The organism is Caulobacter sp. FV2ps19 (assembly GCF_058681035.1).
Window position 1 is genome coordinate 2,825,896 of the sequence record NZ_CM178729.1, and the last position, 25,119, is coordinate 2,851,014.

Sequence of the window (25,119 nt, forward strand, 5' to 3'; positions counted from 1 at the left end):
GTCGCCGAAGCTGTGGATCATGCCCAGTTGCGACCGTTTCTCAATGTGTCAGAGGCGTTTGAAGCGTCGGCAGGCATGGGCTACAACCCGCACGATTCAAGCCAAGGGCTGTCATGAACGCCTTCCTTCTCCAGTATCTGCCGATCGTGATCTTCCTAGGGATCGCAACTGTTATCGGCGTCGCCTTTCTCGCCGCCGCAGCGGTGCTAGCGCCCAAGGCGCCGGACCCCGAAAAGCTGTCCGCCTACGAATGCGGCTTCAACGCCTTCGATGATGCGCGCATGAAGTTCGATGTCCGGTTCTATCTGGTCTCGATCCTCTTCATCATCTTCGACCTTGAAGTGGCCTTCCTGTTCCCCTGGGCGGTCAGCCTGATGAAACTGCCCCACGAGGCCGCAGCCTTCGCCTTCTGGTCGATGATGACCTTCCTGGGCGTCCTGACCGTCGGCTTTATCTATGAATGGAAGAAGGGCGCCCTCGAATGGGAGTGATCGTTCCCGCCAATAGCTCGCCCCTCGTTCCCGCCGGCGCCGCCGGCCGGTCGACGGTGCAGGGCTATGACCCCAAGCTGCATGATCCGTTCTTCGACGGCATCTCGGGTCAATTGGCCGACAAGGGCTTCATCACGGCCGCCGCTGATGATCTGATCACCTGGGCCCGAACGGGTTCGCTGATGTGGATGACGTTTGGCCTGGCCTGCTGCGCCGTGGAAATGATGCAGGCCTCTATGCCGCGTTATGATCTGGAGCGTTACGGCTTCGCGCCGCGCGCCAGCCCGCGTCAGAGCGATGTGATGATCGTCGCTGGCACCCTGACCAACAAGATGGCTCCGGCCCTGCGCAAGGTCTACGACCAGATGCCCGAGCCGCGCTACGTCATCTCGATGGGCAGCTGCGCCAATGGCGGCGGCTACTATTATTACAGCTACAGCGTCGTTCGCGGCTGCGATCGGGTGGTGCCTGTGGACATCTATGTCCCGGGTTGCCCGCCGACCGCCGAAGCCCTGGTCTATGGCGTGCTGCAGCTTCAGAAGAAGATCCGTCGCACGGGGACGATCGAGCGATGAGCGAAGCTCTCGAAACTCTCGGCCAGGACATCGTGGCCCGCGGGCCTGGCGTGCTGGGTCATTCGGTGGCGTTCGGCGAACTGACCATTGTCGCCCGTTCGGCCACCGTAGTCGAAACCCTGACCTTCCTGCGCGACGACGCCGCCTGCCGGTTCCACCAGCTGATCGACCTGACCGGCGTGGACTATCCGGAGCGCGCGGCGCGGTTTGACGTGGTCTATCACCTACTGTCGCTGGTGAAGAACCATCGCATCCGGCTGAAGGTCTCGACGGACGAAGATACGCCCGTTCCGACCTCGACGCCGGTTTTCCCGGTGGCCGACTGGTTCGAACGTGAAGCGTTCGACATGTTCGGCATCTTCTTCGACGGCCACCCGGACTTGCGCCGGATCCTGACCGACTACGGCTTCCACGGCCATCCGCTGCGGAAGGACTTCCCCATGACGGGGTATGTCGAGGTTCGCTACGATGACGAGCTGAAGCGCGTCGTCTATGAGCCCGTAAAAATCACTGAGTTCCGTGCGTTCGATTTCCTCTCCCCCTGGGAAGGCGCGAAGTACGCCCTGCCCGGCGACGAGAAGGCCGAGAAGAGAGCAGGGGATGCCTGATCATGGCTTTGCGCAGGCCGACGTTCCGTTCCGCCACAGCGTTCTTTCTGGTGACGTTTTCGACTGCGTTTCTCATGACCATCGGCATGCGGCTGACGGGCTGGTTCACGCGCGCGCCGGTAATCTCGACGGAACAGAACAAGGGGCTGGGCGTGGCCATCATGGTCGCGGTCATGACCTTGGCGATCGGGGCCGGCCTTCGACGGATGGAAATCGCGGAGTTGCGCAGCGCGCTGCTCGGCGCGGCTTCCGTGCTCCTGGCGCTTCCGCTGTCCCAGGCCGCGATCTCGCAGTCCTGGAGCGTCGCCACCACCATCATCACGCTGCTGGGCGCGGTCCTGCTTATCGCTGGACTGCTCGTTTCGCTCAGCATCGAGCAGCGTAAGGAAGGCCAGCAGCCATGACCGGCCAGAACTCGCCCGCAGCGGCGACCGACTTCTTCCGCGACGAGCCCTCGACTCCGGCCCTGCCGGAAACCCCGGTTCGCAAGTTCAACATCAATTTCGGCCCGCAACACCCGGCCGCGCACGGCGTGCTGCGCCTGGTGCTCGAGCTGGACGGCGAAGTGGTCGAACGCGTCGATCCGCATATCGGCCTGCTACACCGCGGCACCGAGAAGCTGATGGAGGCGCGTACCTACCTCCAGAACATCCCGTACTTCGACCGCCTCGACTATGTGGCGCCGATGAACCAGGAACACGCGTTCTGCCTGGCGATTGAAAAGCTGCTGGGCGTCGAGGTTCCGATCCGCGGCCAGATCATCCGGGTGCTCTATTCGGAAATCGGCCGGATCCTCAGCCACCTGCTGAACGTCACGACCCAGGCCATGGACGTCGGTGCCCTGACGCCGCCGCTGTGGGGCTTCGAGGAACGCGAAAAGCTGATGGTGTTCTACGAGCGCGCCTGTGGCGCTCGTCTGCACTCCAACTATTTCCGGCCCGGCGGCGTCCATCAGGACCTGCCCGTCGCCTTGATCGAAGACATCGACACCTGGGCCAAGGCTTTCCCGAAGATCTGCGACGACATCGAAGGCCTGATCACCGACAACCGCATCTTCAAGCAGCGCAACGTCGATATCGGCGTCGTGACGCGCGAGCAGGCGATCGAGTGGGGCTTCTCGGGCGTGATGGTGCGGGGTTCCGGCATCGCCTGGGATCTGCGCCGCAACCAGCCCTACGAGAACTATAGCGACTTCGAGTTCGATATCCCGCTGGGCAAGAACGGCGACTGCTACGATCGCTATCTGTGCCGCATGCAGGAAATGCGCGAGTCGACGAAGATCATCCGTCAGGCCTGCGACATGCTGCGCAAGACGCCGGGACCGGTGATGACCGAGGACAACAAGGTCAGCCCGCCGCGCCGCGCCGAGATGAAGCGCTCGATGGAAGCCCTGATCCATCACTTCAAGCTCTATACCGAAGGTTTCCGCACCCCGGCCGGCGAGGTCTATGCCTGCGTCGAAGCGCCCAAGGGCGAGTTCGGGGTGTTCGTGGTCTCCGACGGCACCAACAAGCCCTATCGCTGCAAGATCCGAGCTCCGGGCTTCCCGCACCTGGCGGCCATGGACTGGATGAACCGCGGCCACATGCTGGCTGACGTCTCCGCCATCCTCGGCTCGCTGGACATCGTGTTCGGGGAGATCGACCGTTGAATCTGGCCGATATCGCCCAAGCTCAACTGGACGCCTATAATGCCCAGGACCTGGACGCCCACTGCGCCCATTTTGCCGATGACGTCGTCGTCGCCGGCCTGAATGGCGATGTGGCGCGCACCGGGATCGAGGCCTATCGGGCGTTCTACGCCAAGACCTTCGCCGACTTTCCCGGCAACAAGGCCAAGCTTCTTAACCGCATCGTGGTGGGCGCGAACGTGATCGATCACGAGCACGTCGACCGCGGTAACGGCGACGAACCTTTCCAGGTCGCCGCCATCTACACCTTCAAGGGCGACAAGATCGCCCGCGTGGATTTCGCACGATGAGTGTTCGCCGTCTCGCCAAGGAACAGCCCGCCAGCTTCGCCTTCTCGAAGGACAGCCAGGTCAAGGCCGACTGGTGGAAAGCCAAGTACCCCGCCGAACGCAAGCAGTCGGCAGTGATCCCCATGCTCTGGCTGGCCCAGAAGCAGGAGGGCTGGATTCCCGAGCCCGCCATCCAGGAGATCGCCAAGCAACTGGAAATGCCGGTGATCCGGGTTCTGGAAGTGGCGACCTTCTACGTGATGTTTCAGCTGCAGCCGGTCGGCAAGGTCGCCTTCGTCCAGCTGTGCGGCACCACGCCGTGCCAGCTGCGCGGCGCGCTGGATCTGCGTCAGGTGCTGAAAGACAAGATCGGCGACGCCAATCACGTCTCGGCTGACGGCAAGTTCAGCTGGGAAGAGGTCGAGTGCCTTGGCGCGTGCTGCAATGCGCCGATGGCCGCGATCAATGACTACTATTATGAGGACCTGACGCCGGAGAGCCTGGCGCAGATCCTCGACGACTTCGCCGCCGGCAAGTCGCCGCAGCCGGGCAGCTACGAAGGCCGCAAGGCGTCCGAGCCCAAGGATTCGATCAAGACCCTGACCGACCAGTCGCTGTACGACGGTTCGTTGGCCAAGAAGATCAAGATCCCCAACCTGCCCGAAAAGCCCAAAAAGGCGCCCAAGGCGGAGCCTGCTGCCTGATGTCTGACGCCGTCCTTCAGAAGAAGCGACTGACCACGATGTTCGCCATCGATGTGGTCTGCTTCCTGCTGGCCGGCGCAGCGATCGTCGGTCATGTGGCTCTGAAGATCAGTTGGCTGCTGCCGGTCTTCGTGATTCTGGTCGGGATCGGGCTTGGCGCGCAGATCTGGTTCGTTCTGGGCTGGATGCGCGCCGTGAAGGCGGAAGAGGGGGTTTCGTCATGATCGACGACAGCGCTCTCAATCTGCGTCGCGCGGCCTATGCCGATACGATTCGAAACCTGGGTCGCCGCGAACGTGGTCTCGGTTTCGTGGCCTGTCTGATCGGAGCCCTGCTTCTGGTCTGGGGCAAAACCGGCCTCGGCGGGCCTGGCTGGGCCGTCTTCGCCGGGCTTGTGACGATTGGCGCCGGTTGGTTGCTTTTCGCCTATGTCATCCTTCGTCGGACGCGGTATGTGCGCGTCCATCCATTCGATCCGCAAAGCTGAGTCATGGTCGGTATCCTCGAAGACAAGGACCGCATTTTCACGAACCTTTACGGGCTCCACGACTGGGGTCTTGAAGGCGCGAAAAAGCGCGGCTGCTGGAATGGCACCAAGGACATCCTGGACGCGGGTCGCGACTGGATCATCGACAATATGAAGAACTCCGGCCTGCGCGGCCGGGGCGGGGCGGGCTTCGGCACCGGCCTGAAGTGGTCGTTCATGCCCAAGGAAGTGAAGGACGGCCGTCCGCACTATCTGGTCGTCAACGCCGACGAGTCCGAGCCGGGCACCTGCAAGGACCGGGAGATCATGCGTCATGATCCCCACCTGCTGATCGAGGGCTGCCTGATCGCCTCGCGCGCCATGCTGGCCAACGCCTGCTACATCTATATTCGCGGCGAATATGTCCGCGAACGTGAAGTGCTCGAAGCCGCCATCAAGCAGGCCTATGAGGCCAAGCTGATCGGCAAGAACAACATCCATGGCTGGGACTTCGACCTCTACGTCCACCACGGGGCCGGCGCCTATATCTGCGGCGAAGAGACGGCCCTGCTGGAAAGCCTGGAAGGCAAGAAGGGCCAGCCGCGCCTGAAGCCGCCGTTCCCGGCCGGCGCGGGCCTCTACGGCATGCCCACCACGGTCAACAACGTCGAGAGCATCGCCGTGGCCGGCACCATCCTGCGCCGTGGCGCGGCCTGGTTTGCGGGCTTTGGCCGGCCCAACAACACCGGCACCAAGCTCTTCTGCGTCAGCGGGCACGTGAACACGCCCTGCAATGTCGAAGAGGCGATGAGCATCCCGTTCCGCCAGCTGATCGAGGATCACTGCGGCGGCATCCGGGGCGGCTGGGGCAACCTCAAGGCCGTGATCCCGGGGGGGTCGTCCGTTCCCATGATCCCGGCCGAGCAGTGCGAAGATTTGCCGATGGACTTCGACGCCTTGCGCGCCCTGAGGTCGGGCCTGGGCACCGCCGCCGTCATCGTCATGGACAAGGACACCGACCTGGTTCGCGCCATCGCCCGCCTGTCGTATTTCTACAAGCACGAGAGCTGCGGCCAGTGCACGCCGTGCCGCGAAGGCACCGGCTGGATGTGGCGGGTCATGGAACGGATGGTCACCGGCGAGGCCGATCCCAAAGAGATCGACACCCTGCTGGACGTCACGACCCAGGTCGAGGGTCACACCATCTGCGCCCTGGGCGACGCGGCCGCCTGGCCGATCCAGGGCCTGTTCCGTCACTTCCGCCACGAGGTGGAAGACCGGATCGCCTCCTATCGTAGCGGTCGCCTGCACGTGCAGGGCGCCAAGCTGATCGCGGCGGAGTAGGCATGGCCGAAGAGCCTGAAAATTTCGTCCTCGTCATGCTGCGTCGGATCGACGATCGCATGGTCCGAATGGATGAAAAGCTTGATCGGCTGGTCGACGACGTGAGGGATATGAAAGTCCGCATGACTCACGTGGAAGAAGGTTTGGCCGGCGTAAATCGGCGGCTCGATCGCTTGGAAGTGCGCGTTGAGCGCATCGAGAAGCGTCTGGAACTAGTGGATTCGCCCTTTGGCGGAGTGCGGGAATAATGGCTAAAGCCAAGGTCAACGGCGTCGAGGTCGAGTTCGAACCCGGCATGACGGTTCTGCAAGTTGCTGAACTGGCTGGGGAAGAGATCCCGCGCTTCTGCTATCACGAGCGTCTCAGCATCGCCGGCAACTGCCGGATGTGCCTGGTCGAGGTGAAGCCCGGTCCGCCCAAGCCGCAGGCGTCCTGCGCCCTGCCGGCCGCCGAGGGCCAGGAGATCTTCACCAAGACCCCGATGGTCAAGAAGGCCCGCGAAGGGGTGATGGAGTTCTTGCTCATCAACCACCCGCTGGATTGCCCGATCTGCGACCAGGGCGGCGAGTGCGATCTGCAGGACCAGGCCATGGGCTATGGCCGCGACGACAGCCGCTATGAAGAGAACAAGCGCGCGGTCGAAGAAAAGGCCATGGGCCCGCTGATCAAGACCGTGATGACGCGCTGCATCCAGTGCACGCGCTGCGTCCGCTTCATCACCGAAGTCGCCGGCTCTCCGGAAATCGGCCTGATCTCGCGCGGCGAAGACGTTGAAATCACGACCTATCTGGGCGCGGCGGTGACGTCGGAACTGAGCGCCAATGTCATCGACCTGTGCCCGGTCGGCGCCCTGACCTCCAAGCCCTACGCCTTCGAGGCGCGGCCCTGGGAACTGCGCAAGACCGAGAGCATCGACGTCATGGACGCGCTGGGCTCGGCGATCCGCGTCGACAGCCGCGCCGCCGCAGTGCTCCGCGTGCTGCCGCGCGTCAATGAGGACGTCAACGAGGAGTGGATCTCCGACAAGACGCGCTATGCCGTCGACGGCCTGCAGCGCCAGCGTCTGGACCGTCCCTATGTCCGCATCGGCGGTCGTTTGCAGCCCGCGACCTGGGCCCAGGCCTTCGCGGCCGTGGCGACCAAGATCAAGGCGACCAAGCCGGAACGCATCGGCGTCATCGCCGGCGACCTGCAGGACGCCGAAAGCCTGAAGGCCACCAAGGACCTGTTCAGCGCCCTGGGCGTCAAGAACCTCGACGCCCGCCAGGACGGCGTGGCGCTGGGCGCTGGTCCGCGTGAGAGCTGGCTGTTCAACTCCACGATCGCCGGCATCGAGAACGCCGACGTCATCCTGCTGGTCGGAACCAATCCGCGTGTTGAGGCCCCGGTGCTCAACACCCGCCTGCGCAAGCAGTGGTTGGCCGGCAAGCTTCGCATCGGCGTGATCGGCGAGCAGGGCGACCTGACTTACGAGTACGACTATCTGGGCGCCGGCACGAAGACGCTGGCGGGCCTGACCAAGAGCAAGTCAGACTTCGTCGCCGCCCTGAAGGCCGCCGAACGTCCGGCGATCATCATCGGCCAGGGCGCCCTGACCCGCGCCGACGGCGCGGCGGTGCTCAAGGCCGCCGGCGCGGTCGCCAAGAGCTTCAAGATCGTTCGCGACGGCTGGAACGGCTGGAACGTCCTGCACACCGCCGCCGCTCGCGTGGCTGGCCTCGACATGGGCTTTGTCCCGGGCGAGGGCGGTCTGTCGACCGGCGAGATGCTGAAGCCCGCCGCTCTGGACGTCCTGTTCCTGCTGGGCGCCGACGAGTGTGAGACGGCCGCATCGAACGCCTTCAAGATCTATCTGGGCACCCACGGCGACGCTGGCGCGCACAAGGCTGACGTGATCCTGCCGGGCGCGGCCTATACCGAGAAGAACGGCCTCTATGTGAACACCGAAGGCCGCGTCCAGATGGGCGAACGGGCGGTGTTCCCCAAGGGCGAGGCCAAGGAAGACTGGTCGATCCTGCGGGCCCTGTCCGAAGTTCTCGGCCACAAGCTGCCCTATGACAGCCTGGACCAACTTCGCGCCAAGCTGTTCGCCGACCACCCGACCTTTGGCCAGATCGACTTCGCCCCGGGTTCGATCCCGACAATGTTCGACGTCGGAACCCTTGGCGGCGCGGGCGAACTGGGCGATACGCCGTTCGAGAGCGCCATCAAGGCCTTCCACCTGACCAATCCCATCGCACGCGCCAGCGTGACCATGGCCGAATGCGCGGCCGTGGTTTCGGGCGCGGCCAAGATCGCGGCGGAGTAGGCCGATGAATGCTTTCTTCAGCAACCCGGCCGTGACCTGGACCCTGCTGACCACCGGCGGCATCCTGCTGGTGGTGATCTGGGTTCTGCTCAGCCTGGCCTTCCTGCTGCTGGCGGACCGCAAGATCTGGGCCGGCGTGCAGATGCGCAAGGGCCCCAACGTCGTCGGCCCCTTCGGCCTGCTGCAGTCCTTCGCCGACTTCTTCAAGTTCGTGCTGAAGGAAATCATCATCCCGGCCGGCGCCGACAAGGTGGTGTTCATCCTGGCTCCGCTGCTGAGCCTGGTCCTGGCCTTCGTGGGTTGGGCGGCCATTCCGTTCGCGCCGGGCTGGGTGGTTTCCAACCTCAATGTCGGCATTCTCTACCTGCTGGCGATGAGCTCTCTGGGCGTTTACGGCATCATCATGGGCGGCTGGGCTTCGAACTCGAAGTACCCGTTCCTGGGCGCGCTGCGCTCGGCGGCGCAGATGGTGTCGTATGAAGTCTCGATCGGCCTGATCATCATCACGGTGATCCTGCTGGCCGGCTCGATGAACCTGTCGACCATCGTCGAGAAGCAGTCGGGCTGGATCTGGAACTGGAACGTGTTCGGCGGCGGCGGTCTGAAGAACCTGCCCCTGGTTCCGGTGATGATCATCGCCATGGGCATGTTCTACATCTCGGCCCTGGCCGAAACCAACCGCCCGCCTTTCGACCTTCCCGAAGCCGAATCCGAACTCGTGGCCGGCTATCAGGTCGAATACAGCTCGACCCCGTACCTGCTGTTCATGGTCGCCGAATATTCCAACATCGTCCTGATGTGCGCGATGATCAGCGTCCTGTTCTTCGGCGGCTGGAACCTGGGCCTGCCGATCGACCTGGTGGCGATGTGGGGCTGGTGGGGCAAGTTCGCCCTGGCCCTGGTGTTCTTCGCCAAGATTTGCTTCTGGTTCTTCATGATCGCCATGGCCAAGGCCATCGTGCCTCGCTACCGCTACGACCAACTGATGCGCCTGGGCTGGAAGGTGTTCCTGCCGACCTCGCTGGTGCTGGTGGCGCTTGTGGCGGCCTGGCGCGTCTTCGGACCGGCGGCGTGATGCAACGCAGCAGCGCCATGGCCCTGCTGGGCTTGACCTTGGTTTCGCTCGCGGCCTGCGCCGCGACCGGTGTCTCGGACACGTCCTATTCGCTGGGCCGCGGCATTGTGAACTACGACGAACTCCGTAGGGCAGGCGACAAGTGCTCGGCCGCCGGCGGAGCGCTACAAGCCAAGCAGGACGGGGGAGATCCCGCCCAGCTTTCAAACTACACCTGCGTCATTCCGAAAGGTAATTGACGGCCATGATGCAACGCATTTCCCAGGCGATTAAGGGCGCGGCCCTTCTCGACTTCGCGGGGGCCTTCGGCCTCGCGATGAAGTACATGATCGCCCCCAAGAAGACCGTGATCTATCCGAACGAGCGTAACCCGCAGTCGCCGCGCTTCCGGGGTGAACACGCCCTGCGTCGCTATCCGTCGGGCGAGGAGCGCTGCATCGCGTGCAAGCTGTGCGAGGCCATCTGCCCCGCCCAGGCGATCACCATCGAGGCCGAACCGCGCGAGGACGGCAGCCGCCGGACCACCCGCTACGACATCGACATGGTCAAGTGCATCTATTGTGGTCTGTGCCAGGAGGCCTGCCCGGTGGACGCCATCGTGGAAGGTCCGAACACCGAGTTCGCGACCGAAACCCGCGAAGAGCTCTATTACGACAAGGAACGGCTTCTCGATAACGGCGACCGTTGGGAACGCCTGATCGCGAAGAATCTGGAGTTGGACGCGCCCTACCGCTAAAGACGGGGCGCGATTCCAAAGGGGGCGGCGCGCCATTCGGCGCTGTCGTCATTGACGTAGTTTTCAGGGGAGCAGCCTTGCAGGCGATCGCTTTCTATCTACTGGCTTTCACAACGCTAGCGGCGGGTGCTCTCGTCGTCTCGGCGCGAAACCCGGTGCACTCGGTGCTCTTCCTGATCACCGCCTTCTTCTCGGCTGCGGGTCTCTTCGTCCTGCTGGGCGCGGAGTTCCTCGCGATGCTGTTGATCGTCGTCTATGTGGGCGCGGTCGCAGTGCTGTTCCTGTTCGTGGTCATGATGCTGGACATCGACTTCGAGGCGCTCCGCAAGGGCTTCGCCCAGTACCTGCTGATCGGCGGAGCGGTGGCGTTTGTCCTGACCTTCGAGATGATCGCCGTGGTCGCCACGGTCGCCACCAACGGGGCCGCCGGCAAGAGCGGTTCGCCGATGGCGTCGCCTGACGGTGTGAGCAACACCGAGGCGATCGGCCGGGTGCTCTATACTGACTACGTGTTCTTCTTCCAGATGGCGGGTCTCGTCCTGCTGGTCGCGATGATCGGGGCCATCGTCCTGACCCTGCGCCACAAGCCGGGCGTCAAGCGTCAGAACATCGCCAAGCAGGTCGCCCGTTCGCCCAAGACCGGCATGGAACTGGTTCAGATCAAGCCGGGTGAGGGGATCTCCGAATGATCGGCCTGTCGCACTATCTCGTCGTCGCCGCGATCCTGTTCACGATCGGGGTCTTCGGCATCTTCGTGAACCGCAAGAACATCATCGTCATCCTGATGTCGATCGAACTGATCCTGCTGGCGGTGAACATCAATCTCGTCACCTTCTCGGTCTATCTGCACGATGTGGTGGGCCAGATCTTCGCGATGTTCGTGCTGACCGTCGCCGCCGCCGAGGCGGCCGTCGGCTTGGCCATTCTCGTCACCTTCTTCCGAAACCGCGGCGATATCGCGGTTGACGACGCCAGCATGATGAAGGGCTAAGCGACGTCATGCAGACGCTTGTCACCATTATCCTCTTCGCCCCGCTGGTCGCGGCGATCATTGCGGGCCTGTTTGGCCGCCGCATCGGCAACATCGCCTCCCAGGCGATCACCACCGGCGGCCTCCTGCTGGCCTGCGGCCTCTCCTGGTATGTGTTCAGCCAGTGGACCTGGGGCGGCCTCGAAGCCTTCACCGTTCACCTGCTGCCCTTCATTCATGTCGGCGACTTCCAGGCCAACTGGTCCATCCGGATCGACGCCCTGTCGGCGGTGATGCTGATCGTGGTCACGACGGTCTCGGCCCTGGTCCACATCTATTCCTGGGGCTACATGGCCGAGGACGACAGCAAGCCGCGGTTCTTCGCCTATCTGTCGCTGTTCACCTTCGCCATGCTCTCGCTGATCAGCGCCGCGGACTTCATGCAGCTGTTCTTCGGCTGGGAAGGCGTGGGCCTGGCCTCGTATCTGCTGATCGGCTTCTGGTTCAAGAAGCCCACGGCCAGCGCCGCCGCCATCAAGGCCTTCGTGGTCAACCGGGTCGGCGATTTCGGTTTCGCCCTGGGCATCATGACCACCTTCTGGGCGTTCGGTTCGATCCAGTTCGCTGAGATCTTTCCGCAGATCGCGGCCAATGCCGGCCGGTCCTGGGAATTTGCGGGTCACACCTACCCGCTGGTGGATATCGCCTGCTTCCTGCTGTTCATCGGCGCGATGGGCAAGTCCGCCCAGTTCTTCCTGCACACCTGGCTGCCGGACGCCATGGAAGGCCCGACCCCGGTCTCGGCGTTGATCCACGCGGCGACCATGGTCACCGCCGGCGTCTACATGCTGTGCCTGCTGTCGCCGATGTTCGAATACGCTCCCGTCACCAAGAACATCGTCACGGTGATCGGCGCCATCACGGCCCTGTTCGCCGCCACGGTCGGCCTGACCCAGAACGACATCAAGCGGGTCATCGCCTATTCGACCTGTTCGCAGCTGGGCTACATGTTCTTCGCGGCTGGCGTCGGCGCCTATCAGGCGGCGATGTTCCACCTGTTCACCCACGCCTTCTTCAAGGCTCTGCTGTTCCTGGGCGCCGGTTCGGTGATCCACGGCATGCACCACGAGCAGGACATGCGGAAGTACGGCGCCCTGGCCAAGCTGCTGCCGGTCACCTTCATAGCCATGACCGTCGGCACCATCGCCATCACGGGGCTGGGCTTCCCGCCGCTGCACCTGGGCTTCGCCGGCTTCTATTCCAAGGATACCATCATCGAGGCGGCCTTCGCGGCCGGCGGGGCCAATTCGCTCGCCCTGTTCGCCTGGGTGATCGGCGTGCTGGTGGCGGGTCTGACCTCGTTCTATTCCTGGCGCGTGGCGTTCTTCACCTTCAACGGTACGGCCCGCTGGGGTCATGACGCCCATGCCCATGACGACCACGGCCATGACGCCCACGCCGCCCATGACGATCATGCCCACGATGATCACGGCCACGGCCATGATCACAAGCCGCACGAGAGCCCGCTGATCATGCTGTTCCCGCTGGTCGTGTTGTCGATCGGCGCCATCTTCGCCGGCTTCGTGTTCACCGACTACTTCGTCGGCCACGGCCAGGCCGAGTTCTGGCGCGGCGCGATCTACAACGCCCCGACCAACCACGTGCTGCACGAGGCGCATGAGGTGGCCGACTGGGTGAAATGGAGCCCTCTGATCGCCTCGATCATCGGCCTCGTCATCGCCGCCTACGTCTATCTTTTGAAGGGCAACGAGCGGCTGGGCGAGAAGCTCGCGGCTCGCAGAGGCCCGCTGTACGTGTTCTTCTACAACAAGTGGTTCTTCGACGAGCTGTATCAGGCCACCTTCGTGCGTCTGACCAAGTTCCTGGGCGACCTGTTCTGGAAGGGCGGGGATCAGAAGATCATCGACGGCCTCGGGCCCGACGGCGTCAGCGCCGTCTCCTATGAGGTCGGCCGCCGGACCGGCAAGCTTCAGACCGGCTACGTTTATCACTACGCGTTTGTCATGCTGCTCGGCGTCGCCGGTCTGCTTGGCTTCGCCCTGTTTGCATTCCGTTGAGGGGGACGGAGCTCATGAGCGGCCTTCTCAGCCTCACCACCTTCGCCCCGCTTGCCGGCGTCGCCATTCTGTTGGCGATCCGCGCGATCAAGGGCGACAGCCCAGCCACCGACGGCCTCGCCCGCTGGATCGCCCTGGCGACCACCCTGGTCACTTTCGGCCTGTCGGTCCTTCTGGTCGCGCAGTTCAACCCGGCCAACCCCGGCTTCCAGTTCATGGAAGACATCACCTGGTTCGCGGGCCTGCATTACCGCATGGGCGTGGACGGGATCTCGATCCTGTTCGTGCTGCTGACCGCGTTCCTGCTGCCGATCTGCGTGGTCGCCAGTTGGAAATCGATCGACAAGCGGGTCGTCGAGTATTTCATCGCCTTCCTGCTGCTGGAGACCCTGGTCATCGGCGTGTTCTGCGCGCTGGACCTGATCCTCTTCTATCTGTTCTTCGAAGCCAGCCTTGTGCCGATGTTCCTGATCATCGGCATCTGGGGCGGCAAGCGGCGGATCTACGCGGCCTACAAGTTCTTCCTCTATACGCTGCTGGGCTCGGTGCTGATGCTGGCCGCGATCCTGGCGATGATCTCGATCTCGGGCACCTCCTCGATCCCCGAGCTGATGCAGTACAAGTTCGCGCCCTGGCTCCAGACCTGGCTGTGGCTGGCCTTCTTCGCCAGCTTCGCGGTCAAGATGCCGATGTGGCCGGTCCACACCTGGCTTCCCGACGCCCACGTCGAGGCGCCGACAGCCGGTTCGGTCATCCTGGCGGGGATCCTGCTGAAGTTGGGCGGCTACGGCTTCATGCGCTTTAGCCTGCCGATGTTCCCCAATGCGTCGGAGATGTTCCAGCCGCTGGTGTTTGCGATGTCGGCGATCGCCATCGTCTACACATCGCTGGTCGCCTTCCGTCAGACCGACATCAAGAAGCTGATCGCCTATTCCTCGATCGCCCACATGGGCTTCGTGACCATGGGCATCTTCTCGGGCAACGTCGAAGGCGAGCAGGGCGCGCTCTTCCAGATGCTGAGCCACGGGGTGATCTCCGGCGCGCTCTTCCTCTGCGTCGGCGTGGTCTATGACCGCATGCACACCCGCGAGATCGCCTTCTATGGCGGCCTGACCAACCGCATGCCGTGGTACGCAGCGACCTTCATGCTGTTCACCATGGGCAATGTCGGCCTGCCGGGCACCTCGGGCTTTGTCGGCGAAATCCTGACCATGACCGGGACCTACAAGGCCTCGACCTGGACGGCGCTGGTCGCCGCCAGCGGCGTGATCTTCTCGGCCGTCTACGCCCTGACGCTGTATCGCCGGGTGATGTTTGGCGAGATCACCAACCCGCAACTGGCGACGATCACCGATCTCGACAAGCGCGAGATCCTGATCTTCGCCCCGTTGATCCTCTCGACCCTGGTTCTGGGGATCTATCCGAATTTCGTGTTTAACCTGACCGCGTCGTCCGTCGACGCGCTGGTCGGCGCCTGGCGCGCCGCCGTGGGCGGGTGAGGGACTGATGACGTTTTCAGCCAACTTTTCCCTGATCCTGCCCGAGGTCATCCTCGCGGGCTCGGCCCTGGTCCTTCTGGTCTGGGGCGCGGTCCAGGGTAAGACCAGCCCGCTGTTCACCCTGGCCTCGGTCGCGGCCCTGCTGGCGGCGGCTGTCGCGGCCGTCATGGGTCCGCACGGCCACGCCTTCAACGGCGCCTATTCGGCCGACGCCGCGGCGACCTACGCCAAGGTGGCGATCTATATCTCGAGCGCCATCGGCATCGTGCTGGGCGACCGCTGGCTGGCCCAGCGGGGCGATCAGAAGTTCGAATATGCCGTGCTGGTGATCCTGGCCGCGGTCGGCATGGGCGTCACCGCCTCGGCCGGCGACCTGATCAGCCTCTATATCGGCGTCGAGCTGCAGTCCCTGGCGCTCTACGTTCTGGCCGCCTTCCGCCGCGACGACGCCAAGGCGTCTGAAGCCGGTCTGAAGTATTTCGTGCTCGGCGCCCTGTCTTCGGGCCTGCTGCTCTATGGTTCGTCGCTGATCTACGGCTTCGCTGGCTCGACCCGCTTCTCGGAGATCGCCGCCGTCGGCCAGGGCGCGCCGGGCGTGGGTCTGCTGTTTGGCCTGATCTTCCTGATCTGCGGTCTGGCGTTCAAGGTCTCGGCCGCGCCGTTCCACATGTGGACGCCCGACGTCTATGAAGGCGCCCCGACCCCGGTCGTCGGCTTCTTCGCCGCCGCGCCCAAGCTGGCGGCGATGATGATGTTCGCCCGCGTGCTCGGCGACGCCTTTCCGGACGCCGTCGGCCAATGGCGCCAGGTCCTGATCATCGCCTCGTTGATCTCGGTGTTTGTCGGCGCCTTCGCCGGCCTGGCCCAGACCAATCTGAAGCGCCTGTGGGCCTATAGCTCGATCGCTAATGTCGGCTACGCCCTGCTGGGCGTCGCCACGGGCGGCGAGACCGGCTTCCAGGCCATGCTGGTGTTCATGGTCCTCTATATGGTCGACGTCACCGGCTTCTTCGCCTGCCTTCAGGCCCTGAGCCGCGACGGCAAGCCGATGGAGACCATCGAGGACATGGCGGGCCTGGTGAAGGAACGTCCCGGTATCGCCCTGGCCATGACGGCGTTCTCGCTGTCAGCCCTGGGGCTGCCGCCGTTCTCGGGCTTCTGGTCGAAGTTCTACGTCTTCAAGGCCGCGCTCGGCACGGGCGACGTGATGATGCAGTGGGCGGCCGTGCTCGGCCTGGTCGGCAGCGTCGTGGCCGCCTTCTATTATCTGCGCCTGATCAAGGCGATGTGGTTCGACGCTTCGCCGGGTTCGGTGGACGCGCCGGCCCCGACGGCCCGCGCCGTGGGCTTCGCCGCCGCGCTCTTTGCTTTCCCGGTGGTGCTGGTTGCGCTGATCTGGCTCGACCCGGCCGCCAAGGCCGCCGCAGCGGCCTTTGGCCACGCGTGACGTGACGGGCGCCCACTCGACGCTTGAGCGGCCGCCCGTCGTCGTCCTTGACGAGATCGATTCCACCAACGCCGAAGCGCGCCGTCGCGCGGAAGCCGGGGAGGCGGGCCCGGTCTGGCTGGTGGCCTTGCGGCAGACCTCGGGGCGCGGACGACGCGGCCGGGTCTGGGAGACCGGCGAGGGCAATCTCGCCGCCACCCTGCTGTTCTCGACAGACATGCCCCCGGCCCAGGCGGCCCAGGTGTCCTTCGTCGCCGCCCTGGCCGTGGCCGACTTGCTGGCGGCCTATGTCCCGGCCTCGCTGGTCAGCCTGAAATGGCCCAATGATCCCATGCTGGGCGGCCTGAAGGTCAGCGGCATCCTCGTGGAATCCGGCGCGCGCCCGACCGGCGGGCTTTGGCTCGCCGTTGGCGTGGGCGTCAATCTGTCGCGCAAGCCGATTGACAGCGAACGCCCCGCGACCGCCCTGAGCACCTATCGCGCCGCGCCGCCGCCATCGGCTGTCGAGGCGGTCGAGGTGCTGGCCGACGCTTTTGAGCGCTGGTTGCGGGTCTGGCGGACCCTGGGCTTTCCGGCGATCGCCGACGCCTGGACGGCGCGGGCCCATGGCCTGGGCGAGCCCTGTGTGGCGCGACTGGGAACAGAGACGGTCGAGGGTGTCGCCGAGGGCCTGGACGGCGACGGCGCCTTGAAGCTTCGGTTGCCTGACGGACGCTTGCGGCGCATCACCGCCGGTGATGTGTTTTTCGGCGAGGCTTCCTGATGCTTTTGGCCATCGAGCAGGGCAACACCAACACCATGTTCGCCATCCATGATGGCCAGAGCTGGATCGCCCAATGGCGCTCGGCGACCGAGAGCACGCGGACGGCCGACGAATATGTGGTCTGGCTGTCGCAGTTGCTTTCGATGGAAGGCCTGGGCTTTCGGGCCATCGACGCCTGCATCATCTCCAGCGTCGTGCCGCAGTCGATCTTCAACCTGCGCAATCTGTCGCGCCGCTATTTCGACGTCGAACCGCTGGTGATCGGCGAAAACGCCAAGCTGGGCGTGGATGTTCGCATCGACAAGCCGTCGGAAGCCGGAGCGGACCGCCTGGTCAACGCCGTCGGCGCTCACATGGTCTATCCGGGACCGTTGATCGTTATCGACAGCGGCACGGCCACCACCTTCGACATCGTCGCCGCAGACGGCGCGTTCGAAGGCGGCATCATCGCGCCTGGCATCAATCTTTCCATGCAGGCGCTGCACGAAGCAGCTGCTAAACTGCCGCGCATCGCCATTCAGCGCCCCGCCCGTAATCGCGTGGTCGGAACCGATACCGTCAGCGCCATGCAGTCGGGCGTGTTCTGGGGTTATATTTCTCTGATCGAAGGGCTTGTTGCGCGCATCAAGATCGAGCGCGCCGAGCCCATGACCGTCGTCGCCACCGGTGGGGTCGCCTCACTGTTTGAAGGCGCCACGGACTGCATCGATCACTTCGATTCGGATCTGACGATCCGCGGACTTCTCGAAATTCACCGTCGCAACACCACCTTAGAGACCTAATGACAAAATCCTCCCAAGACGAACTCGTTTTCCTCCCGCTCGGCGGGTCGAACGAGATCGGCATGAACTTCAATCTGTACGGCTTTGGCCCCGCTCACGCGCGCAAGTGGATCGTCGTCGATCTGGGCGTGACGTTCGGCGACCAGACGACGCCCGGCGTCGAGATCATCCTGCCCGATCCCGAATTCATCGAAGCCTATGCCGACGACATTCTCGGCATCGTGCTGACCCACGCCCACGAAGACCACCTGGGCGCCGTGCACTGGCTGTGGCCGCGCCTGAAGGCGCCGGTTTACGCCACGCCGTTCACCGCCTTCCTGCTGCGGGAAAAGCTGCGCGACGCGCGGCTGCTGGACGAGGTGCCGATCACCGAGATCCCGCTGGGCGGCAAGTTCTCGATCGGGCCGTTTGATCTGGAAATGATCACCCTGACCCACTCGATCCCCGAGCCGAACGGCCTGGCGATCAAGACCCCGCTGGGCACGATCCTGCACACCGGCGACTGGAAGATCGATCCCGAGCCTCAGCTGGGCGAGGCCACCGACATCGACGCGCTGCGCGCTCTGGGCGATGAAGGCGTTCTGGCCATGGTCTGCGACAGCACCAATGTGTTCGTCGACGGCGAGGCCGGGTCGGAAGCCGATGTTCGCGTGGCGATGAACAAGCTGATCTCCGGCTTGCAGGGCAAGATCGCCGTGGCCTGTTTCGCCTCGAACGTCGCGCGCATGGACACCGTGATCCGCGCCGCCCAGGCCGTCGGCCGCAAGGTCTGCCTGGCGGGCCGCTCCATGCACCGCATGGCGGCCGCCGCGCGCTCTGTCGGCTTCCTGGTGGGGATAGAGCCTTTCGTCACCGATGATCAGGCCAAGTACCTGCCCGAGAACGAGATCCTGTTCCTGTGCACCGGCAGCCAGGGCGAGGCGAGGGCGGCCCTGTCGCGCATCGCCGAGGGCACCCACCCTCACGTGAAGCTGTCGCAGGGTGACCACGTGGTGTTCAGCTCGCGGGTCATTCCGGGCAACGAGATCCCGATCCGCAACCTGCAGAACAAGCTGGCCGATCGCGGCGTGCGCCTGCACACCGAACGTGACACCCCCGGCATCCACGTCAGCGGCCACCCGTGCCGCGGCGAACTCAAGCAGATGTATCAGTGGGTGCGGCCCGAGATCGCGGTGCCGACCCACGGCGAGCGCCGCCACCTGATCGAGCACGCCGCCTTCGCCAAGGACCTTCAGGTTCCCCAGACCGTAACGCCGCGCAACGGTGACATGGTTCGCTTGGCCCCGGGCCGCGCCGAGATCATCGACGAAGTGCCGGCCGGCCGTCTGTATGTTGATGGCGGCGTGGTCACGGCGGAAAATGGCCAGGCGCTGCGCGAACGCCGGCACGTGGCCTTCAACGGCATGCTGGCGGTTTCGATCGTGCTGGACGGCAAGAACCGCATCGTCTCCGGACCTCAGGTTCGGGGCCTCGGTCTGGCCGGCGACAAAGAGTATCCGCTTGGCGAAGCTATGGACGACATCGCCGAGGAAGCCGAAAACGCCTACAAGCGCCTCGGCGGCAATGACAAGGAAATGGACGAGGCGATCGAGAACGCCATCTCTCGCGCGGTGAAGAAGGCGGCGTTCCGGATCTGGGAACGCAAGCCGGTTGTCGAGACGACCGTCCTGCGCGTCTGACCTAGGGGAAGGGCGACCCGCCGTCAATTTGACACGGTGGGTCGCTCTTTTCGCATCGCAGCACAGGTGTTAGGCCTTCGCGCAAACAACAAACGCGCGGGAGCAGGATCATGATCGGCAAGTTGAACCACGTCGGCGTCGCCACGCCATCGATCGACGAGTCGCTGAAGATGTATCGTGATCTTCTGGGCGCAACGTCCGTCACCGAGAAGTGGGCCATGCCCGAACAGGGCGTCTGGGTGTGTTTCGTCAACCTGCCCAACAGCCAGATCGAGCTGATCGAGCCCTATGGCGAAAAGTCGCCGATCCACGCCTTCCTGGCCAAGAACCCCAAGGGCGGTCAGCACCACATCTGCTTCGAGGTCGAAAACATCTATGAAGCGCGCGACGCCCTGGTCGCCAAGGGCGCGACCGTGCTGGGCGAGCCGCGCATCGGCGCGCACGGCACCCTGATCATCTTCGTCCACCCCAAGGACATGGGCGGCCTTCTGGTCGAGCTCATGGAGACGCCCAAGGAGGCGCATCACTAATGGGACCGATCACCAGCATCGCGATCTTCATGACCATCTGGTGGACGGCCCTGTTCGCCATCCTCCCCCTGGGCTCGCGCAGTTTCCACGAAATGGGCGTCAAGCCGCCGCCCGGCGCCGACCCCGGCGCGCCGGTGAATCCCAATCTGAAGCGCAAGTTCATCACCACCACCTGGGTGTCGATGATCGCGTTCGCCGTGCTGTGGCTGGTCATTCGCTTTCATCTGATCACCTTGCCGCCGATGCCGTCGACCTACTGAAACCTGACGGCGCCCAAGGCTTGAGCGGCGCGCTGAATTTTCGCCCAGGATCGCTCAAGGCTTGGGCGAAACGGCCAAATGCGCCGCGAGAGCCGCATGCGCATGCCCCAACAGATGTTTGGCGGCGTACAGTGACCTTACGAGATCAGATGTTTCTGATCTTACTCTGTGGCGTCTTCCCCGACGATGAACTTGCAAGGCCGCGCGGATCGCGCGGCCTTCTTTTCGTTCTGAGAGACATCTCCCGTCATCTTTTCGCCGCGCGCGTTGCCAAGTTGTCGGGCAAGGGGCTATCTCAGGCTCACTTTTCCCCGGAGACGTCTTTCTGATGCGCCTGTCGCGCTATTTCCTGCCCGTATTGAAGGAAGCCCCGTCCGACGCCCAGATCGTGTCGCACCAGTTGATGCTGCGCGCCGGCATGATCCGCCAGGAAGCGGCCGGCATCTATGCCTGGCTGCCGCTGGGCCTGCGGGTTCTCAACCGCATCGAACAGATCGTGCGCGAGGAGATGGATCGGGCCGGCGCCATCGAGCTTCTGATGCCGACGATCCAGTTGGCCGAGCTGTGGCGGGAAAGCGGTCGCTATGACGACTACGGCGACGAAATGCTTCGTATCACCGACCGCCACAAGCGCGAGCTGCTGTTCGGCCCGACGGCCGAGGAAGTGGTTACCGACATCTTCCGCGCCTCGGTCAAGAGCTACAAGGACCTGCCCAAGAACCTCTACAACATCCAGTGGAAGTTCCGGGACGAGCGCCGTCCACGCTTTGGCGTGATGCGCGGGCGCGAGTTCCTGATGAAGGACGCCTACAGCTTCGACCTCGACGCCGAGGGCGCCCGCAAGTCGTACAACCGCATGTTCGTGGCCTATCTGAACCTGTTCTCGCGCATGGGGCTGAAAGCCGTACCGATGCGCGCCGACACCGGTCCGATCGGCGGCGACCTCAGCCACGAGTTCATCGTCCTGGCCGACACTGGCGAAAGCGCCGTGTTCTGCCACAAGGATCTGGTCGAGATGAGCGCGCCCGGTCCCGATGTCGACTGGGACGGCGATCTGCAGCCGCTGGTCGATCAGCGTACCGCGCTGTATGCGGCGACCGAGGAAATGCACGACGAAGCCGCCTTCAACGCGGTGCCGGAAGGCGACCGCCTGTCGGCGCGCGGCATCGAGGTGGGCCACATCTTCTCGTTCGGGACAAAATATTCCGCGCCGATGAAGGCCCTGGTGACGGGCCCCGACGGCAAGGACGTCCCCGCTCAGATGGGCTCCTACGGCGTCGGGGTTTCCCGGCTGCTGGGCGCGATCATCGAGGCCAGCCATGACGATGCGGGCATCATCTGGCCCGAGTCGGTGGCGCCGTTCGATGTCGGCATCATCAACATGCGCCAGGGCGACGCCGCGTGCGACGCCGCCTGCGACACCGCCTACAAGGCGCTGACGGCGGCCGGCCGCACCGTGCTCTATGACGACACCGATGCACGGGGTGGCGCCAAGTTCGCCACCATGGATCTGATCGGTCTGCCCTGGCAGATGATCATCGGGCCCAAGGGCGTCGCGGAGGGCGTAGTCGAGATCAAGAACCGGGCGACCGGCGAACGCTCAACCGCCTCGCTCGAGTCTGTCCTGGCGGGGCTCACCCAAGCCAAGGCCAACTGATGAGCGTGCTCGGGGCTGCCGGACCTTTCAGTCGCTGGGAGCGGTCTGTCGCCTGGCGATACCTGCTGGCCAAGCGCAAGCACGGCGGCGTCGCCCTGATCGCGGTAATCTCGTTCTGCGCGGTGATGCTGGCGGTCTTCGCCCTGATCACCGTGATGAGCGTGATGAACGGCTTCCGCGCCGAACTGCTGGGCCGGATCCTGGGCTTCAACGGGCACCTCTACGCCCAGTCGCCCCTGATCAACGGTCCGGACCGCGAAGGCGTGATCACCCGAATCCGCGCCATTCCGGGTGTCATCCAGGCCGTGCCGATGGTCGAGGCCCAGGCCATGATCATCGGCCCCAGCCAGGTGACCGGCGCAATCGTTCGGGGCGTCAGCCCGCAGGATCTGCGCGGCTTGAAGATCATCTCCGGCAATATCAAGAAAGGCTCAATGGCCGGCTTTGGCCAGGGCGAGTTTGGCGGCGACATCGTCCTGATCGGCGATCGTATGGCGGCCAATCTCGGCGTGACTCCTGGCGACGCCATCACCCTGATCTCGCCCTCGGGCCCAGCCACAGCCTTTGGCTCCTCGACGCGGGAAAAGGACTATATTGTCGGCGGCGTCTTCAGCGTCGGCATGAGCCAGTTCGACGAAGCCTATGTCTACATGCCGCTGGAACAGTCGCAGCTGTTCTTCGGCCGCGACACCTCGGTCGACTATGTGGAGATCAAGGTCGAGGATCCCGATGAAGCCAAGGCCCTGAAACCGGCCGTCGAGGCCGCCAGCGGTCCTGGGGCTCTGGTCGCCGACTGGATGGACAAGAACCACAGCTACTTCACGGCCCTGCAGGTCGAGCGCAAGGTCATGCGCCTGATCCTGTTCTGCATCGTCGCCATCGCGACGCTGAACATCATCTCCAGCCTGGTGATGCTGGTGAAGAACAAGGGCAAGGACATCGCCATCCTGCGCACCATCGGGGCGGGGCAGGGCGCCGTCCTGCGGATCTTCGTGATGGCCGGCGCCTCGATCGGCGTGGCCGGCACCCTGGCGGGCCTGCTGCTGGGCGTGGTGTTCTGCGCCTATATCACCCCCATCCAGAACTTCGTGGAGTGGGTCACCGGCACCGCGGTGTTCAGCGCCGACGTCTATATGCTGTCTCACATCCCGGCGAAGATCGACTGGTCCGAGGTCGGCGGCATCGTGGGCCTTTCGGCCCTGATGAGCATTGCCGCGACCCTGCCGCCCGCCTGGCGCGCCTCGCGCCTCGATCCCGTGGAAGCGCTGCGCTATGAGTGATCCCGTCCTGTCGCTGCGCGGCGTTGAACGCGTTTACAAGACCGAGGCGGGTGATCTGCCGGTGCTGCGCGGCGTCGATCTGGACGTCTATCCGGGCGAGGTTGTCGGCCTGATCGGGCCTTCGGGTTCGGGGAAGTCATCGCTGCTGCATTCGGCCGGTCTGCTGGAGCGTCCCGACGCTGGACTGGTCGCCCTGGGCGGCCGCGACTGTTCCAAGCTTTCGGAGCGGATGCGCACCCGTATCCGCCTGGGTACCGTGGGCTTCGTCTATCAGTTCCACCATCTGCTGCCCGAATTCAGCGCGCTCGAGAACGTGTCCATGCCCGGCATGATCGCCGGACGCGCTCGAGCCGAAGCCCAGGCGCGCGCCAGCGAACTGCTGACGAACCTGGGCTTGGGCGAGCGCGTGAACCATCAGCCCGCCCAGATGTCAGGCGGCGAGCAGCAGCGCGTGGCGATCGCCCGGGCCCTGGCTAACAAGCCTCAGCTTTTGCTGGCTGACGAGCCGACAGGGAACCTGGATCCGGCCACCTCGGCGGCGGTGTTTCAGTCGCTCTACAGTCTGGCGCGAGATCAGGGCGTCGCCGCCCTGATCGCCACGCACAACATGGACCTGGCGCGTTACATGGACCGGGTTTTCGCCCTGAAGGACGGCCACCTGGTGGCCCAGACCTTCTAGGTCGTCAGAGCAGCGCCGCCTTCAGGGCGGCGAAGAAGCCGGCCTGATCGATCTTCTTGATCACGCGCGCATTGGCGGGCTTGCGCTTAAGAGCCGGGTCGGCGAGCTCGATGTCCGGCAGGATGGCGTTTGAGACGCTGAGATAGCCGCGGGTCAGTTCGCCCTGCGTCTCGACATCGACCACGGCCCGTTCGGATTCCAGGATCAGACTTTCGTCCATGGCCACCGCGCAGGTGAGCGCATCGGGGTGCAGGCTGCCGTTCAGACCTTCCGTCTCCTGGGCAAAGGCCAGCGAAGCGCGGTTCACGTCGGTGAAGAACCGGGCGCGCGGCGTATCCAGGGCGCGCAGCTGCGCCAGCTGATCCAGATCCAGCAGGCCGTCGCGCAGGGTCTCGGTCCAAGTGACGATCGACAGGTCGAAACCGGCATTGATGACGATCCTGGCGGCTTCCGGATCGACATAGAGATTGTACTCGGCGGCCGGCGTGACATTGCCCACGCCGTTGTCGGTGCCGCCCATGATCCACAGATGTTTAGCCGCCTTGGCGATGCGGGGCTCGCGCAGATAGGCCAGGGCGATATTGGTCAGGGGCGCCTGGGCGATCAGGGTGATCTCACCCGGCGCCGCCATGACCCGGCGCACGATCTCGTCGACGGCGTGGCCGTCCTCGGGGCGTTGGGCGGCCAGGGAAAAGGCGCTGTCGCTCATGCCGTCGGCCCCGAACACATAGGCGGCGTCGAGTGGGGCGCGTGAGAAGGGGGCCTGGGCGCCCAGATAGACCGGGACATCGCCCGCTCGCCCACAGGCCTCCAGTGTCACCAGGGCGTTCTCCGCGTGTTGCACGAAGCCGACATTGCCGTGCGCGATGGTGATCGCCTCCACCGTCACGCCCGGGCGGGTCAGGGCCAGCATCAGCGAGAAAACGTCGTCGCCGGCGGTGTCGGTATCGATGATCAAGCGCATGGCCTGATGTGACGGATCCTGAGGCGAACGCCAAGGGGGAGGGCGCGTCGATCGCCCGCGCTCTCCACAGCCGCGAAAATTATCGAGGATGGAACGGGAACATCTTGTGGATGGAACAAAAGAGGAATATGGAACAAACAAGCAACCGTTGTGGAGGTTCTGATGATCCGTATCGCCCGTGAGTCTTTGGCGCTTGTATCCGTCGCCAGCTTCGTCTGGATGATGTGTTCGGTCGCCCAACTGGTGGCCTGAGTCGGTTGAGCGG

30 protein-coding genes are annotated in these 25,119 nt (G+C 64.4%); 29 read left to right on the top strand and 1 reads right to left on the bottom strand.

Annotated elements, in window-relative coordinates; all coding sequences use genetic code 11:
• The first annotated feature begins 113 nt into the window (after positions 1-113).
• From ACW18B_RS13415 to ACW18B_RS13550, 28 genes are all read left to right on the top strand, one after another.
• The gene (locus ACW18B_RS13415; RefSeq protein ID WP_492047534.1) at positions 114-491 is read left to right on the top strand and encodes an NADH-quinone oxidoreductase subunit A; all 378 of its coding nucleotides are present in this window, start codon (positions 114-116) and stop codon (positions 489-491) included.
• Positions 461-1,066, top strand: a complete 606-nt coding sequence (locus ACW18B_RS13420) for a NuoB/complex I 20 kDa subunit family protein (RefSeq protein ID WP_421737900.1) — start codon at positions 461-463, stop codon at positions 1,064-1,066. The genes ACW18B_RS13415 and ACW18B_RS13420 overlap by 31 nt, the downstream gene beginning before the upstream one ends.
• On the top strand, positions 1,063-1,674 hold the full coding sequence (locus ACW18B_RS13425) for an NADH-quinone oxidoreductase subunit C (RefSeq protein ID WP_492047535.1): 612 nt from the start codon (positions 1,063-1,065) through the stop codon (positions 1,672-1,674). The genes ACW18B_RS13420 and ACW18B_RS13425 overlap by 4 nt, the downstream gene beginning before the upstream one ends.
• A gap of 2 nt (positions 1,675-1,676) precedes the next feature.
• On the top strand, positions 1,677-2,078 hold the full coding sequence (locus tag ACW18B_RS13430) for a hypothetical protein (RefSeq protein WP_492047536.1): 402 nt from the start codon (positions 1,677-1,679) through the stop codon (positions 2,076-2,078).
• The gene (locus ACW18B_RS13435; RefSeq protein ID WP_492047537.1) at positions 2,075-3,325 is read left to right on the top strand and encodes an NADH-quinone oxidoreductase subunit D; all 1,251 of its coding nucleotides are present in this window, start codon (positions 2,075-2,077) and stop codon (positions 3,323-3,325) included. Before ACW18B_RS13430 ends, ACW18B_RS13435 begins: the two co-directional genes overlap by 4 nt.
• The gene (locus ACW18B_RS13440; RefSeq protein ID WP_492047538.1) at positions 3,322-3,654 is read left to right on the top strand and encodes a nuclear transport factor 2 family protein; all 333 of its coding nucleotides are present in this window, start codon (positions 3,322-3,324) and stop codon (positions 3,652-3,654) included. Before ACW18B_RS13435 ends, ACW18B_RS13440 begins: the two co-directional genes overlap by 4 nt.
• Positions 3,651-4,337 (top strand): NADH-quinone oxidoreductase subunit NuoE, encoded by a 687-nt coding sequence (gene nuoE / locus ACW18B_RS13445; protein WP_492047539.1) that lies wholly within the window; start codon positions 3,651-3,653, stop codon positions 4,335-4,337. Before ACW18B_RS13440 ends, nuoE begins: the two co-directional genes overlap by 4 nt.
• A complete protein-coding gene (locus ACW18B_RS13450; RefSeq protein ID WP_492047540.1) occupies positions 4,337-4,561 on the top strand; it encodes a hypothetical protein in 225 nt (74 codons plus the stop codon). The genes nuoE and ACW18B_RS13450 overlap by 1 nt, the downstream gene beginning before the upstream one ends.
• On the top strand, positions 4,558-4,824 hold the full coding sequence (locus tag ACW18B_RS13455) for a hypothetical protein (protein WP_492047541.1): 267 nt from the start codon (positions 4,558-4,560) through the stop codon (positions 4,822-4,824). The genes ACW18B_RS13450 and ACW18B_RS13455 overlap by 4 nt, the downstream gene beginning before the upstream one ends.
• Before the next feature lie 3 nt (positions 4,825-4,827).
• Positions 4,828-6,147: an NADH-quinone oxidoreductase subunit NuoF gene (gene nuoF, locus ACW18B_RS13460; protein ID WP_492047542.1), complete on the top strand. Its 1,320-nt coding sequence runs from the start codon at positions 4,828-4,830 to the stop codon at positions 6,145-6,147.
• Positions 6,148-6,149: 2 nt separating this feature from the next.
• On the top strand, positions 6,150-6,395 hold the full coding sequence (locus ACW18B_RS13465) for a hypothetical protein (protein ID WP_492047543.1): 246 nt from the start codon (positions 6,150-6,152) through the stop codon (positions 6,393-6,395).
• The gene (nuoG, locus tag ACW18B_RS13470; protein WP_492047544.1) at positions 6,395-8,455 is read left to right on the top strand and encodes an NADH-quinone oxidoreductase subunit NuoG; all 2,061 of its coding nucleotides are present in this window, start codon (positions 6,395-6,397) and stop codon (positions 8,453-8,455) included. The genes ACW18B_RS13465 and nuoG overlap by 1 nt, the downstream gene beginning before the upstream one ends.
• Before the next feature lie 4 nt (positions 8,456-8,459).
• Positions 8,460-9,530: an NADH-quinone oxidoreductase subunit NuoH gene (gene nuoH, locus ACW18B_RS13475; RefSeq protein ID WP_492047545.1), complete on the top strand. Its 1,071-nt coding sequence runs from the start codon at positions 8,460-8,462 to the stop codon at positions 9,528-9,530.
• Positions 9,530-9,769 (top strand): hypothetical protein, encoded by a 240-nt coding sequence (locus tag ACW18B_RS13480; RefSeq protein ID WP_492047546.1) that lies wholly within the window; start codon positions 9,530-9,532, stop codon positions 9,767-9,769. Before nuoH ends, ACW18B_RS13480 begins: the two co-directional genes overlap by 1 nt.
• 5 nt (positions 9,770-9,774) lie before the next feature.
• On the top strand, positions 9,775-10,266 hold the full coding sequence (gene nuoI, locus ACW18B_RS13485) for an NADH-quinone oxidoreductase subunit NuoI (protein ID WP_492047547.1): 492 nt from the start codon (positions 9,775-9,777) through the stop codon (positions 10,264-10,266).
• A gap of 77 nt (positions 10,267-10,343) precedes the next feature.
• Positions 10,344-10,955, top strand: a complete 612-nt coding sequence (locus ACW18B_RS13490; RefSeq protein WP_492047548.1) for an NADH-quinone oxidoreductase subunit J — start codon at positions 10,344-10,346, stop codon at positions 10,953-10,955.
• Positions 10,952-11,257, top strand: coding sequence for an NADH-quinone oxidoreductase subunit NuoK (nuoK, locus tag ACW18B_RS13495; protein ID WP_492047549.1), 306 nt, complete (start codon positions 10,952-10,954; stop codon positions 11,255-11,257). The genes ACW18B_RS13490 and nuoK overlap by 4 nt, the downstream gene beginning before the upstream one ends.
• An 8-nt stretch (positions 11,258-11,265) precedes the next feature.
• On the top strand, positions 11,266-13,314 hold the full coding sequence (gene nuoL / locus ACW18B_RS13500; RefSeq protein WP_492047550.1) for an NADH-quinone oxidoreductase subunit L: 2,049 nt from the start codon (positions 11,266-11,268) through the stop codon (positions 13,312-13,314).
• Positions 13,311-14,813, top strand: coding sequence for an NADH-quinone oxidoreductase subunit M (locus ACW18B_RS13505; protein WP_492047551.1), 1,503 nt, complete (start codon positions 13,311-13,313; stop codon positions 14,811-14,813). The genes nuoL and ACW18B_RS13505 overlap by 4 nt, the downstream gene beginning before the upstream one ends.
• A 7-nt stretch (positions 14,814-14,820) precedes the next feature.
• Positions 14,821-16,260 carry an NADH-quinone oxidoreductase subunit NuoN gene (gene nuoN, locus ACW18B_RS13510; protein ID WP_492047552.1) on the top strand — a complete coding sequence of 480 codons (1,440 nt, stop codon included), beginning with the start codon at positions 14,821-14,823 and terminating at the stop codon, positions 16,258-16,260.
• 1 nt (position 16,261) lies between these two features.
• Complete coding sequence (locus ACW18B_RS13515) at positions 16,262-17,023, top strand: biotin--[acetyl-CoA-carboxylase] ligase (RefSeq protein ID WP_492051717.1); 762 nt, start codon at positions 16,262-16,264, stop codon at positions 17,021-17,023.
• Positions 17,020-17,805, top strand: a complete 786-nt coding sequence (locus ACW18B_RS13520; protein WP_492051719.1) for a type III pantothenate kinase — start codon at positions 17,020-17,022, stop codon at positions 17,803-17,805. The genes ACW18B_RS13515 and ACW18B_RS13520 overlap by 4 nt, the downstream gene beginning before the upstream one ends.
• A complete protein-coding gene (locus ACW18B_RS13525) occupies positions 17,805-19,484 on the top strand; it encodes a ribonuclease J (protein WP_492047553.1) in 1,680 nt (559 codons plus the stop codon). The genes ACW18B_RS13520 and ACW18B_RS13525 overlap by 1 nt, the downstream gene beginning before the upstream one ends.
• Before the next feature lie 110 nt (positions 19,485-19,594).
• Positions 19,595-20,014, top strand: a complete 420-nt coding sequence (mce, locus tag ACW18B_RS13530) for a methylmalonyl-CoA epimerase (protein WP_421737881.1) — start codon at positions 19,595-19,597, stop codon at positions 20,012-20,014.
• Complete coding sequence (locus ACW18B_RS13535) at positions 20,014-20,274, top strand: DUF1467 family protein (protein WP_492047554.1); 261 nt, start codon at positions 20,014-20,016, stop codon at positions 20,272-20,274. Before mce ends, ACW18B_RS13535 begins: the two co-directional genes overlap by 1 nt.
• 328 nt (positions 20,275-20,602) lie before the next feature.
• Complete coding sequence (gene proS, locus ACW18B_RS13540; protein WP_492047555.1) at positions 20,603-21,931, top strand: proline--tRNA ligase; 1,329 nt, start codon at positions 20,603-20,605, stop codon at positions 21,929-21,931.
• Positions 21,931-23,211 (top strand): lipoprotein-releasing ABC transporter permease subunit, encoded by a 1,281-nt coding sequence (locus ACW18B_RS13545; RefSeq protein WP_492047556.1) that lies wholly within the window; start codon positions 21,931-21,933, stop codon positions 23,209-23,211. Before proS ends, ACW18B_RS13545 begins: the two co-directional genes overlap by 1 nt.
• A complete protein-coding gene (locus ACW18B_RS13550; protein ID WP_492047557.1) occupies positions 23,204-23,890 on the top strand; it encodes an ABC transporter ATP-binding protein in 687 nt (228 codons plus the stop codon). The genes ACW18B_RS13545 and ACW18B_RS13550 overlap by 8 nt, the downstream gene beginning before the upstream one ends.
• 4 nt (positions 23,891-23,894) lie before the next feature.
• Here ACW18B_RS13550 and ACW18B_RS13555 read toward each other — a convergent pair whose 3' ends face one another.
• Positions 23,895-24,854 carry a nucleoside hydrolase gene (locus ACW18B_RS13555; RefSeq protein ID WP_492047558.1) on the bottom strand — a complete coding sequence of 320 codons (960 nt, stop codon included), beginning with the start codon at positions 24,852-24,854 and terminating at the stop codon, positions 23,895-23,897.
• Between the two features lie 162 nt (positions 24,855-25,016).
• On the opposite strand from ACW18B_RS13555, the gene sidA reads away from it, so the two are divergent.
• Complete coding sequence (gene sidA / locus ACW18B_RS13560; RefSeq protein WP_156111316.1) at positions 25,017-25,106, top strand: cell division inhibitor SidA; 90 nt, start codon at positions 25,017-25,019, stop codon at positions 25,104-25,106.
• The last annotated feature ends 13 nt before the right edge of the window (positions 25,107-25,119 follow it).

Bases quoted from the DNA above. Each gene is read 5' to 3' on its own strand.
- ACW18B_RS13435 (WP_492047537.1), top strand. From the start codon at position 2,075: ATGACCGGCCAGAACTCGCCCGCAGCGGCGACCGACTTCTTCCGCGAC.
- nuoG (WP_492047544.1), top strand. From the start codon at position 6,395: ATGGCTAAAGCCAAGGTCAACGGCGTCGAGGTCGAGTTCGAACCCGGC.
- ACW18B_RS13525 (WP_492047553.1), top strand. From the start codon at position 17,805: ATGACAAAATCCTCCCAAGACGAACTCGTTTTCCTCCCGCTCGGCGGG.
- ACW18B_RS13415 (WP_492047534.1), top strand. From the start codon at position 114: ATGAACGCCTTCCTTCTCCAGTATCTGCCGATCGTGATCTTCCTAGGG.
- nuoF (WP_492047542.1), top strand. From the start codon at position 4,828: ATGGTCGGTATCCTCGAAGACAAGGACCGCATTTTCACGAACCTTTAC.
- nuoE (WP_492047539.1), top strand. From the start codon at position 3,651: ATGAGTGTTCGCCGTCTCGCCAAGGAACAGCCCGCCAGCTTCGCCTTC.
- nuoN (WP_492047552.1), top strand. From the start codon at position 14,821: ATGACGTTTTCAGCCAACTTTTCCCTGATCCTGCCCGAGGTCATCCTC.
- mce (WP_421737881.1), top strand. From the start codon at position 19,595: ATGATCGGCAAGTTGAACCACGTCGGCGTCGCCACGCCATCGATCGAC.
- ACW18B_RS13430 (WP_492047536.1), top strand. From the start codon at position 1,677: ATGGCTTTGCGCAGGCCGACGTTCCGTTCCGCCACAGCGTTCTTTCTG.
- ACW18B_RS13455 (WP_492047541.1), top strand. From the start codon at position 4,558: ATGATCGACGACAGCGCTCTCAATCTGCGTCGCGCGGCCTATGCCGAT.
- ACW18B_RS13535 (WP_492047554.1), top strand. From the start codon at position 20,014: ATGGGACCGATCACCAGCATCGCGATCTTCATGACCATCTGGTGGACG.
- ACW18B_RS13450 (WP_492047540.1), top strand. From the start codon at position 4,337: ATGTCTGACGCCGTCCTTCAGAAGAAGCGACTGACCACGATGTTCGCC.
- ACW18B_RS13420 (WP_421737900.1), top strand. From the start codon at position 461: ATGGAAGAAGGGCGCCCTCGAATGGGAGTGATCGTTCCCGCCAATAGC.
- ACW18B_RS13465 (WP_492047543.1), top strand. From the start codon at position 6,150: ATGGCCGAAGAGCCTGAAAATTTCGTCCTCGTCATGCTGCGTCGGATC.
- nuoH (WP_492047545.1), top strand. From the start codon at position 8,460: ATGAATGCTTTCTTCAGCAACCCGGCCGTGACCTGGACCCTGCTGACC.
- nuoI (WP_492047547.1), top strand. From the start codon at position 9,775: ATGATGCAACGCATTTCCCAGGCGATTAAGGGCGCGGCCCTTCTCGAC.
- proS (WP_492047555.1), top strand. From the start codon at position 20,603: ATGCGCCTGTCGCGCTATTTCCTGCCCGTATTGAAGGAAGCCCCGTCC.
- sidA (WP_156111316.1), top strand. From the start codon at position 25,017: ATGATCCGTATCGCCCGTGAGTCTTTGGCGCTTGTATCCGTCGCCAGC.
- ACW18B_RS13550 (WP_492047557.1), top strand. From the start codon at position 23,204: ATGAGTGATCCCGTCCTGTCGCTGCGCGGCGTTGAACGCGTTTACAAG.
- nuoK (WP_492047549.1), top strand. From the start codon at position 10,952: ATGATCGGCCTGTCGCACTATCTCGTCGTCGCCGCGATCCTGTTCACG.
- ACW18B_RS13480 (WP_492047546.1), top strand. From the start codon at position 9,530: ATGCAACGCAGCAGCGCCATGGCCCTGCTGGGCTTGACCTTGGTTTCG.
- ACW18B_RS13545 (WP_492047556.1), top strand. From the start codon at position 21,931: ATGAGCGTGCTCGGGGCTGCCGGACCTTTCAGTCGCTGGGAGCGGTCT.
- ACW18B_RS13425 (WP_492047535.1), top strand. From the start codon at position 1,063: ATGAGCGAAGCTCTCGAAACTCTCGGCCAGGACATCGTGGCCCGCGGG.
- nuoL (WP_492047550.1), top strand. From the start codon at position 11,266: ATGCAGACGCTTGTCACCATTATCCTCTTCGCCCCGCTGGTCGCGGCG.
- ACW18B_RS13555 (WP_492047558.1), bottom strand. From the start codon at position 24,854: ATGCGCTTGATCATCGATACCGACACCGCCGGCGACGACGTTTTCTCG.